This is a genomic window from Mesorhizobium sp. M1A.F.Ca.IN.020.03.2.1, from assembly GCF_004023205.1.
Lineage (GTDB): Bacteria > Pseudomonadota > Alphaproteobacteria > Rhizobiales > Rhizobiaceae > Mesorhizobium.
The window spans coordinates 1-9,368 of record NZ_RZSV01000215.1; the positions used below are offsets into that span (position 1 = coordinate 1).

A 9,368-nucleotide genomic window follows, 5' to 3' on the forward strand; every position below is an offset into this window, starting at 1 on the left:
AGGCTGGATTACGGACAGTTGATCGCGCCGACCGGCTGGCGGGGCGCTTCGGCTATCGCGGTCTTTCGCTTTCTGGTCTATTGCAAGTCTCCCGCCATCCTCCAGCCGTTTCTTGTCGCCGTATCTCCCATGTCAGGCCTGCTCAGCGATCCCTGGTTCTATGCCGCCGCCATTCCGGCGGTCATCCTCGTCGGCCTGTCGAAGGGCGGCTTCGGCGGCGCCGTAGGCTTCGTCGGCGTGCCGCTGATGGCGCTGGCCATCCCGCCGGTGCAGGCGGCGGCCATCCTGCTGCCGATCCTTTGCCTGATGGACATCGTTTCGGTGTGGACATGGTGGGGCGTCTATGATCGCAAGATGCTGGTCGACATGATGCCCGGCGCCGTCATCGGCATCGGCCTCGGCTGGCTGACGGCGGCCCTGGTGACGGAGGAAATGGTGCGGCTGATCGTCGGCGCGGTCGCGCTGGTCTTCGTCTGCGCTGGATCTATCTGCAGTTTCGCCACGGCGCCGACCACGAGGTGGAGCCGAACCGCATCGCTGCGGCGTTCTGGGGCATCGTTGCGGGCTTCACCAGCTTCGTCGCCCATGTCGGCGGCCCGCCCTTCCAGGTCTACGCGCTGCCGATCCGGCTCGACCCGAAGGTGCTGTCAGGGACGGCGGCGATCTTCTTCGCCGCTACCAACGCGCTGAAGCTCATTCCCTATTTCGCGCTTGGCCAGTTCGACAGCGCCAATCTCACCGCATCGTTTGCGCTGATGCCGCTGGCGCCGCTTTCCACCATCGCCGGCGCCTGGCTGGTGCGCCGCATGCGGCCGGAGGTGTTTTATCCGTTCACATACGCGACGGTGGCGGTGGTGGCGCTCAAGCTGCTCTGGGATGGTATTGCGGGCCTGATGTGATGGGCAGGGCGGCGCACCGGCGCCGCCCGCTACAGAAGGATCAAGCGGCGCTCGGCACCAGCTGGCGGCCGCCGCCAAGCGCAAGCGCTGCGCCGGACGCGATCACCAGCACCATGCCGGCGAGGATGCCGATGTCGTGAAGCGTAGGCTTCAGCACCATGTCGGCGATGATCACCAGCATCACCGCGTAGTCGAAACGCGCCCAGCGCATCATGCGCTGGCCGATGGCGAGAACCGCCGGCGTCACGCCTTCCTTGGCGACCATGGCCCCCATCCGCTCGCCGGTCGGCTTGAAAACGAGCATGCCGATCGAGAAGGTCGTGGCGTAGCCGACAAGGCCGATGATGATCCACAGGTCGGAAAAGCCAACCCAGAAGCCGCACATGATCAGGCCGAAAATCAGGGTGAGCATCGACATCGGCGCGAAGAAGCGGCCGCCGAGCTCGCCGCTCGCCCGCATCGCTTGCAGCTTGTCCTGGATGTTGCCGGCGCGCTCGGCGAGCACGCCGAGCAGGAACAGGACGAAGCCGCCGCCGACCCACAGGATGGCCGAGACGACGTGAAGGAATTTGACGATCGAATACCAGTCCATGGTGTGCTCCTGCATTTCTTGATCGGTGACGGCGTCGACTGCGCCAGCCCAGAGGAGCGGGCGTTTAGCGCGGAGCGTGTTTCGAAACGATGTCGCGGCGGCGGGGCCGATGTTTCGGCGCCACCATATGCATCCAGGGCTTGATGGCGCGGGAGGAGTCGGGCCGTCCCGTTCCGGCACAGGAAAAGTCCGTTCGCTTGAAAATTCCGCGCGGCGTTAAGGCTTCATTAAGCTTTACAGGCGTTTACTAGGACCATCCAGTTTGTCTGGATTCTTACCGAGTGGTTGGAGCCACTTTGTTTGACGCCTCCCTGTTAAACTCCTGAGAGCCGCCTTATCCGCGGCTCTTTTTTTGCCCGTTGGCCGCCGGCGGGCAGCGCGCCTCGGCGTTAACCGTTTGTTAAACATGCGCTTGCCTTCATGGGCATCGAAGCGCATTTTCAAGCCTCAGTCGTTTAAGGGTGCAGGCCGTATCGGCAAGGATGCCGAATCGGCTTGCGGCAGTGCAGGGGCGTATCGATGAACGAGCCTTCGAAGGGCAGCGCGAAAACCATAAAGCTCGCGGAACGCCGGGTTTTCTCCCAATCCTTTAAGCCGCTTTACCAGGAGGGCATGGGCCTGGTCGAACAGGCGGCCGAATATCTTGACGGCAAGGGCAGGCTCGAAGCCAAGAAGCTGTCGCGCACGGCGGCGACGCTCTATGCGGCCGAATCGATGCGTCTTACCACGAGGCTGATGCAGGTCGCCTCCTGGCTGCTTTTGCAGCGCGCGGCCAATTCCGGCGAGATGACCCGCGACCAGGTCGCCTCGGAAAAATCCAAGGTGCGGCTCGATACCGCCTCCGCGCATGACGAGGCGCTGGGCTGGAGCGAATTGCCAAAGGACTTCCTGGACCTGGTGAGCCGGTCGCTGCGCCTGCAGGCGCTGGTGAAGCGCATGGACGAGGAGATCTACGGCGGCGCCATGAACGACACGCCGGCCGCCACCCGCCGCGCCAACCCGGTCTCCGATCAGATCAGCTTGCTGAACACGGCCTTCGCCCGCGGCTAACAGGCTGCTCCGCACGCTCTGATGGCCATCTGGCGCCGTTTTTTGCGCGTCCGGTCCTCGCGTACCAAAGCACGCTCCGCACCGGTTCTTGAAAACGCCGCCATATGACTCATCGGACCGAATTCTGAAGCACCCCGCCCTGCACAGGCTGTTTCTGGTTTGTTCACAATTCACTGGCATCGCCATGCGCCGCGGTTAGACTTGGCGCATGGGGGAAGCGATTCGCATCATCGGCATCGATCCGGGCCTGAGGCGCACCGGCTGGGGCATCGTCGAGAGCCTCGGCAATTCGCTGCGCTTCGTCGCCTCCGGCACCGTGCGTTCCGACGACAAGGCGCCGCTCGCAACAAGGCTCTGCCAATTGCATGATGGGCTCGCCGAGGTGCTGCACCAGGCCATGCCGCACGAGGCGGCGATCGAGCAGACCTTCGTCAACAAGGATGCCACAGCGACGCTGAAGCTCGGCCAGGCGCGCGGCATCGCCATGCTGGTGCCGGCGCGCGCCGGGCTGGCGGTCGCGGAATACGCGCCCAACGCGGTCAAGAAGGCGGTGATCGGCGTCGGTCACGGCGAGAAGAAGCAGATCCATATGATGGTGAAAGTGTTGATGCCGAAAGCGGTGTTCGAGACCGACGATGCCGCCGATGCCCTGGCCATCGCCATATGTCATGCGCATCACCGTCAAAGCGTCGCCTACCGAATGGCGGCGCTGGCCGGGTAGTGTTCTTGACTTGTTCTCATTTGCGCACTAAGTAATACCTTCGGAGTATTACCATGCGTGTGACCACCAAAGGGCAAGTCACGATCCCCAAACAAATAAGGGACCACTTGGGCATAGGCCCGGGTTCGGAGGTCCAGTTCGTGGCTACTGACGAGGGCGCCCGGCTTGTCGCCGTCAACGAAAACATTTCGGAGGAGGAAGCTGCCCGCAAATTCAAAGAGGTCCTCGGCAAGATGGAGGGGACGCTGGATTTGGGCGGCATGACGACGGACGAGTACATGGAGTGGTTGAGGGGACCACGTGAAAATCTCGACGTTGATTGACACCAACGTGCTCATTGACGTCTGGGGTCCGGCTGGGCCGCTGACGGAATGGTCTTCGTCCGCGATTATCTCCTGCCGACGCGATGGCGCGTTGGTCATCAACAGCATCGTCTGGTCCGAGCTTGCTCCCCTGGTTGCTTCCGAAGCAATGCTGAGGAAAGCAGCCGAGAGGCTTGAAATGGATCGCGAGTTTTTGCCCTGGGAAGCCGCATTCTTGGCTGGGGTGGCACATTCCCGTTATCGGCGGGCCGGCGGTGTTCGAGAGCGGACCTTGCCGGATTTTTTCATTGGTGCTCATGCTGCCGTTGCTGGTCACCGCCTATTGACGCGCGACGCTCCTCGCTATCGCAGCTATTTCCCCGACCTCGAAATCGTCTCTCCGGAAACGCATCCATGAAGGCCAGGACATGATCGGCAAGCTGAAGGGCACGCTGGATGAGATCGACGAGGATTCCTGCGTCGTGGACGTGCACGGCGTCGGCTATGTCGCCCATTGCTCGGCGCGCACGCTTGCCGCGCTGCCGTCCCCCGGCGAGGCGGTGGTGCTGTTCATCGAGACCTATGTGCGCGAGGACATGATCCGGCTATACGGCTTTCAGACCCCGCTCGAGCGCGAGTGGTTCCGCCTTTTGATGAACAATGTGCAGGGCGTCGGCGCCAAGGTGGCGCTGGCCGTGCTGTCGACGCTGGCGCCGCCCGACCTCGCCAATGCGATCGCGTTGCGCGACATCGCCATGGTGTCGCGCGCACCGGGCGTCGGCAAGAAGGTGGCCGAGCGCATCGTCACCGAATTGCGCACCAAGGCGCCGGCCTATGCGGGCGCCGCCACCGGCACGATCAGCCTCAAGCAGGAGCTTGGCGAAGGCGTGGCGGCAGCACCCATCACCGACGCAGTCTCGGCGCTGGTCAATCTCGGCTATTCGCGCGACATCGCCGCCAATGCGGTGGCCGCGGCCCTAAAGTCGGCTGGCGAAGGGGCGGATGCCTCGAAGCTGATCCGCTTCGGCCTGAAGGAGCTGGCGCGGTGAGGTGGCGCTTGTCCCGGTCCTTGCCGTATGCAAGGAAGACCGCATGAGCCTTTCGCCCCGTCTCATTGCCCCCGACAAGCGTGGCGAGGATGCCGACCAGAGCTTGCGGCCGCAGTCGCTTGACGAGTTCGTCGGCCAGGCTGCGGCGCGTGCCAATCTCAAGGTCTTCGTCGATGCCGCCAAGAGCCGCGGCGAGGCGCTCGACCATGTGCTGTTCGTAGGCCCGCCGGGGCTCGGCAAGACGACGCTGGCGCAGATCATGGCGCGTGAGCTCGGCGTCAATTTCCGCTCGACGTCGGGGCCGGTCATCGCCAAGGCCGGCGACCTTGCGGCGCTGCTCACCAATCTCGAGGAGCGCGACGTGCTCTTCATCGACGAAATCCACCGGCTCAATCCGGCGGTGGAAGAAATCCTCTACCCGGCGATGGAGGATTTCCAGCTTGATCTCATCATCGGCGAGGGGCCGGCGGCGCGTTCGGTCAAAATCGATCTCGCCCGCTTCACGTTGGTTGCGGCGACAACCCGGCTCGGACTTTTGACGAATCCTCTGCGCGACCGTTTCGGCATCCCGGTCAGGCTCAATTTCTACACGGTCGAGGAGCTGGAGCAGATCGTGCGCCGCGGCGCCCGCATCCTCTCGATGCCGCTCGGTGACGACGGCGCGCTGGAGATCGCGCGCCGCGCTCGCGGCACGCCGCGCATTGCCGGACGTCTGTTGCGCCGGGTGCGAGACTTCGCCTCCGTCGCCGGAAACGGCCATGTCGATAAACGCATTGCCGACGAGGCGCTGACCAGGCTGGAAGTCGACGGGCTCGGCCTCGACGCGCTCGACCGCCGGTATCTCTCGATGATCGCCCGCAACTTCGGCGGCGGACCGGTCGGCATCGAGACGATCGCGGCTGGGCTGTCGGAACCGCGCGACGCCATCGAGGACATCATCGAGCCCTATCTGATCCAGCAGGGGTTCATCCAGCGCACGCCGCGCGGCCGCGTGCTGACCGCCAATGCCTGGCGGCATCTCGGCCTTGAAGCACCGAAAGACCTCGCGCAGCAGCAGATCAGCCTGTTCCAGGACGAGTAACGGACATTTGTTCGTCGGACGCGCCTTGAAGGGCTTCCTGCGCGAAATCTCCCCAGCTCCGCCAAGCTGAAGGCACAATTGCAGCCTCTAAGGCAGCTTGACGCATTTCCGGGGGTCGGGGCTGACCGATGATCACCAGACGTGGCTTTCTGCGCCTCATCGGCGGATCGTTCCTGTCCATGGTGTCGTTGAGCGCCTATGCGGTCGGCATTGAGCCGATGCTGCTCGCCCATGTGAAACGCTACTCGCTGACGCCGCCGCACTGGCCCGTGGGCCTCAAGCTGCGCGTCGCAGCACTGGCCGACATTCATGCCTGCCATCCCTGGATGACGTCGGAGCGGATCGCTTCGCTCGTCGAACGGACGAATGCCCTGCAGCCAGACCTGATCGTGCTGCTCGGCGACTATGTCGATGGAATGCGGCTGGTCACGGCCGAAGTGTCTGCACCGGAGTGGGCCGCCGCTTTGTCAGGGCTGAAGGCGCCGCTCGGCGTGCTCTCGATCCTCGGCAATCACGACTGGTGGCACGATCATGCGGCGCAACTGGCCATGGCCGGGCCAACGGCCGCGCGCAAGGCACTGGAGAGAGTCGGCATCCCGGTGCTGGAAAACGACGTGATGCGGCTGGAGAAGGACGGGCAGGGCTTCTGGATCGCTGGACTCGCGGACCAACTGGCAATCCGGTCGAGCAAAGCCCTGGGCCGCCACGGCTTCAAGGGCCTGGACGACCTCGGCGGGACGCTTGCCAAGGTGCAAGGCGACGAGCCGATCATCCTGCTCGCGCATGAGCCGGACATCTTTCCGAAAGTGCCTTGGCGAGTTTCGCTAACGCTTTCGGGCCACACCCATGGTGGGCAGGTGCGGCTGTTCGGCTATTCGCCGGTCGTGCCGTCCGACTTCGGCAACCGCTACGCCTATGGCCATGTCGTCGAGAACGATCGTAACCTGATCGTTTCCGGCGGGCTCGGCTTCAGCATCATGCCGGTCCGGTTCGGCATGCCACCAGAGATCCTGCAGATCGACCTCGGGTAGCTCCGGCATTTTCACGCGGACGGAAAACCGCGCAGGCGCCAAAAGCGCCAGAACCCCCGCCATCAAGGCTTGATCATCGCGCCCAACAGTGCCATCCGGTTCTCGCGCCAAACACCTGCCTGTTCGGGCCTGAATAAGGAAAGCGCGATGGACGATCATGGTGAATCCGCAGCGCTCAGCGCCGGGCTCTCGGGGGCGCTGACGCAATCCGGCCATCGCCTGATGGCCCGCGTCTACTATGCCGACACCGATTTCTCCGGCGTCGTCTACCATGCGCGCTATCTCGAATTCTTCGAACGTGGGCGCTCGGACTATCTCAGGCTCGCCGGCGTCCATCACACCGAGCTTGCCGATGGCAAGCATGGCGAGCGCATCGTCTGGGTGGTGCGGCGCATGGAGATCGACTTCCGTTCGCCGGCCCGCATGGACGACATCCTCACCATCGACACGCGCACCGAGGACATTTCGGGCGCCCGCATCTTCATGGCGCAGCAGTTGAAGCGTGGCGGCGAGGTGCTGGTCGAAGCGAAGGTCGAGGCGGCGATCATCGGGGAGAACGGCCGCCCGCGCAGATTTCCGAAGGAATGGGTCGCGGCCTTTATGCCGAAGGCGAGCGACTGATCACCGCGAACCGGCTTCGGCCGAATCCCTGTCACGCAGGAGTTGCCCGTTCTGGGACAACGACATCCACCAAAACAACCAAAAGCGCGTCGCCCGGACCCGCTTCAGCGCGATGTGCACTGATCGGCCGCGTCCAGCATGGCGCCGGCCGGGTGGGCGCGGCAATGCGCCACGCTTCATCTCCTAACCCATCCTTAACCATAACGGTTCATGAAGGAATTGGTGAAGATTGGCGCAATTCGTGTGCCTTCCTTTCACCAAGGTTTGCCCCGAAAACGCCGCGAAACGGTGCATTCGGGGCTTGTCCCGCGAGCTTCAGGCTTCGCGCGATCGGATCAAAGGGATGCCATGGGCCAGCCGCCAGCGATGCCCGGAAAAATCTTAAGGACGTAGTCATGGAAAACATCGCACTCGCCGACCCGGGCGCGCATTTGTCGATATGGGCCTTGTTCATGCAGGCCGGCTGGGTGGTCAAATTGGTCATGATCGGCTTGCTCTGCGCCTCGATCTGGACCTGGGCGATCATCATCGACAAGCTTGTCGCCTATAGCCGCATGCGGATGGCGCTCAACCGCTTCGAGCAGGTGTTTTGGTCGGGACAGTCGCTCGAGGAGCTCTACCGCACGCTCGCCGACCGCAAGACCACCGGCATGGGCGCGATCTTCGTCGCCGCCATGCGCGAATGGAAGAAGAGCTTCGAGAAGGGCGCCAAATCGGCGCTGGCATTGCAGACCCGCATCGACAAGGCGATGGATCTCGCGCTGACCCGCGAGATGGAAAGGCTGGAGGGTCGGCTCGGCTTCCTCGCCACCACGGGTTCGGCCGCGCCATTCATCGGCTTGTTCGGCACCGTCATCGGCATCATGACCTCCTTCCAGGCGATCGCCGCCTCGAAGAACACCAGCCTGTCGGTCGTGGCGCCCGGCATCGCGGAAGCGCTGCTGGCGACGGCCATCGGCCTGCTCGCGGCCATTCCGGCCGTCATCGCCTACAACAAGCTGTCATCGGATGCGAACAAGCTCGCCGTGCGCATGGAAGGGTTTGCGGATGAGTTCTCCGCCATACTCTCGCGCCAAATCGATGAAAAAGTCGCGCAGAAGGCCTGAGGTACGATCATGGGTATGTCTGCTGCTAGCGCAGGTGGCATAGGGCGAGGCGGACGCGGCCACCGGCGGCGCGGTCGTCATCATGGCCTGATGTCGGAAATAAACGTCACGCCGATGGTCGACGTGATGCTGGTGCTGCTGATCATCTTCATGGTCGCGGCGCCGCTGCTCACCGTCGGCGTTCCGATCGACCTGCCCGACACGAAAGCCAAGGCGATGAATGTCGACACGCAGCCGATCACGGTGTCGATCAACGCGGCCGGCCAGATCTATCTGCAGGAAACCGAGATCCCGATCGAGGAGCTGGTGGCGAAGCTGCAGGCAATCTCGAAGACCGGCTATGACGAGCGCATCTTCATTCGCGGCGACAAGTCGACGGATTATGGCACCGCCATGAAGGTCATGGCCCGCATTTCGGCCGCCGGCTACAAGAACATCGGCCTGGTTTCGCTGCAGGAACAGGATCAGTAAACGCCAAATGCGGACCGGCCTCACCTCATCGGTCATCTTGCATGCGGTGGCGCTGGCCTTCGGGCTGTTCACGCTGTCCTCGCCGCCCGCCATGCCGGCTTCCGACGTGGAGTCCGTCGCGGTCGACATCGTGCCGATGGAAGCGATCGCGCAGACCCTGCAGGGCGACAAGAAAGCGGTCATGCATGACAAGCCGGCGCCGCTGCCGACCAAGCGCCCGGATATCGTCCCCGACGCGCAGAAGGTCGGCGAGAACAGCGTCGACACCGACAAGCCGGCGACGGACGAAGCCAAGCCGAAGCCGGTCGAGAAGACATCCGCGCCGCCCCCGGCGCCGACGCCGACCGAGAAGCCGGCGGTCGAGGACGTGCCGAAGCCGCAGGAAAAGCCGAAGCCGACCCCGGCGACCGAAGTCGCGCCGACGCCGACACCTAAGGAAGAGGTC

Annotated in this window: 11 protein-coding genes and 2 pseudogenes; 12 read left to right on the top strand and 1 reads right to left on the bottom strand. The window is 63.8% G+C overall.

Translation table 11 applies throughout. From position 1 onward, the window contains the following. Positions 1 to 129 precede the first annotated feature (129 nt). A pseudogene (locus EOA79_RS25515) lies at positions 130 to 899 on the top strand (sulfite exporter TauE/SafE family protein). Between the two features lie 40 nt (positions 900 to 939). On the opposite strand, the gene EOA79_RS25520 reads toward EOA79_RS25515, so the two are convergent. Beyond that, positions 940 to 1,491, bottom strand: coding sequence for a DUF2269 family protein (locus EOA79_RS25520; protein ID WP_095799969.1), 552 nt, complete (start codon positions 1,489 to 1,491; stop codon positions 940 to 942). A 519-nt stretch (positions 1,492 to 2,010) separates the two neighbouring features. On the opposite strand from EOA79_RS25520, the gene EOA79_RS25525 reads away from it, so the two are divergent. The 11 genes and pseudogenes from EOA79_RS25525 to EOA79_RS25575 all read left to right on the top strand — a co-directional run. Continuing rightward, positions 2,011 to 2,541, top strand: a complete 531-nt coding sequence (locus tag EOA79_RS25525; RefSeq protein ID WP_095824088.1) for a DUF1465 family protein — start codon at positions 2,011 to 2,013, stop codon at positions 2,539 to 2,541. 208 nt (positions 2,542 to 2,749) lie between these two features. After that, positions 2,750 to 3,262, top strand: a complete 513-nt coding sequence (gene ruvC / locus EOA79_RS25530) for a crossover junction endodeoxyribonuclease RuvC (RefSeq protein ID WP_067001770.1) — start codon at positions 2,750 to 2,752, stop codon at positions 3,260 to 3,262. Between the two features lie 53 nt (positions 3,263 to 3,315). Further along, positions 3,316 to 3,585, top strand: coding sequence for an AbrB/MazE/SpoVT family DNA-binding domain-containing protein (locus tag EOA79_RS25535; protein ID WP_067319466.1), 270 nt, complete (start codon positions 3,316 to 3,318; stop codon positions 3,583 to 3,585). Next, positions 3,563 to 3,982: a type II toxin-antitoxin system VapC family toxin gene (locus tag EOA79_RS25540; protein ID WP_082980671.1), complete on the top strand. Its 420-nt coding sequence runs from the start codon at positions 3,563 to 3,565 to the stop codon at positions 3,980 to 3,982. The genes EOA79_RS25535 and EOA79_RS25540 overlap by 23 nt, the downstream gene beginning before the upstream one ends. 10 nt (positions 3,983 to 3,992) lie before the next feature. Beyond that, the gene (gene ruvA, locus EOA79_RS25545) at positions 3,993 to 4,613 is read left to right on the top strand and encodes a Holliday junction branch migration protein RuvA (RefSeq protein WP_095778095.1); all 621 of its coding nucleotides are present in this window, start codon (positions 3,993 to 3,995) and stop codon (positions 4,611 to 4,613) included. 43 nt (positions 4,614 to 4,656) lie between these two features. Further along, complete coding sequence (gene ruvB / locus EOA79_RS25550) at positions 4,657 to 5,694, top strand: Holliday junction branch migration DNA helicase RuvB (RefSeq protein ID WP_095824194.1); 1,038 nt, start codon at positions 4,657 to 4,659, stop codon at positions 5,692 to 5,694. A gap of 128 nt (positions 5,695 to 5,822) precedes the next feature. Continuing rightward, positions 5,823 to 6,725 (top strand): metallophosphoesterase, encoded by a 903-nt coding sequence (locus EOA79_RS25555; protein ID WP_095824087.1) that lies wholly within the window; start codon positions 5,823 to 5,825, stop codon positions 6,723 to 6,725. 147 nt (positions 6,726 to 6,872) lie between these two features. After that, a complete protein-coding gene (gene ybgC, locus EOA79_RS25560) occupies positions 6,873 to 7,346 on the top strand; it encodes a tol-pal system-associated acyl-CoA thioesterase (RefSeq protein WP_095824086.1) in 474 nt (157 codons plus the stop codon). A 395-nt stretch (positions 7,347 to 7,741) separates the two neighbouring features. After that, positions 7,742 to 8,452: a protein TolQ gene (gene tolQ, locus EOA79_RS25565; protein WP_067001789.1), complete on the top strand. Its 711-nt coding sequence runs from the start codon at positions 7,742 to 7,744 to the stop codon at positions 8,450 to 8,452. A gap of 9 nt (positions 8,453 to 8,461) precedes the next feature. After that, positions 8,462 to 8,923, top strand: coding sequence for a protein TolR (gene tolR, locus EOA79_RS25570; protein ID WP_067319458.1), 462 nt, complete (start codon positions 8,462 to 8,464; stop codon positions 8,921 to 8,923). A gap of 7 nt (positions 8,924 to 8,930) precedes the next feature. After that, positions 8,931 to 9,368, top strand: a pseudogene (locus tag EOA79_RS25575) (hypothetical protein); the annotation flags it as partial.

Excerpts from the sequence above, each read along its gene's own strand:
- EOA79_RS25520 (WP_095799969.1), bottom strand. The coding sequence starts at position 1,491 with ATGGACTGGTATTCGATCGTCAAATTCCTTCACGTCGTCTCGGCCATC.
- EOA79_RS25525 (WP_095824088.1), top strand. The coding sequence starts at position 2,011 with ATGAACGAGCCTTCGAAGGGCAGCGCGAAAACCATAAAGCTCGCGGAA.
- ruvC (WP_067001770.1), top strand. The coding sequence starts at position 2,750 with ATGGGGGAAGCGATTCGCATCATCGGCATCGATCCGGGCCTGAGGCGC.
- EOA79_RS25535 (WP_067319466.1), top strand. The coding sequence starts at position 3,316 with ATGCGTGTGACCACCAAAGGGCAAGTCACGATCCCCAAACAAATAAGG.
- ruvA (WP_095778095.1), top strand. The coding sequence starts at position 3,993 with ATGATCGGCAAGCTGAAGGGCACGCTGGATGAGATCGACGAGGATTCC.
- ruvB (WP_095824194.1), top strand. The coding sequence starts at position 4,657 with ATGAGCCTTTCGCCCCGTCTCATTGCCCCCGACAAGCGTGGCGAGGAT.
- EOA79_RS25555 (WP_095824087.1), top strand. The coding sequence starts at position 5,823 with ATGATCACCAGACGTGGCTTTCTGCGCCTCATCGGCGGATCGTTCCTG.
- ybgC (WP_095824086.1), top strand. The coding sequence starts at position 6,873 with ATGGACGATCATGGTGAATCCGCAGCGCTCAGCGCCGGGCTCTCGGGG.
- tolQ (WP_067001789.1), top strand. The coding sequence starts at position 7,742 with ATGGAAAACATCGCACTCGCCGACCCGGGCGCGCATTTGTCGATATGG.
- tolR (WP_067319458.1), top strand. The coding sequence starts at position 8,462 with ATGGGTATGTCTGCTGCTAGCGCAGGTGGCATAGGGCGAGGCGGACGC.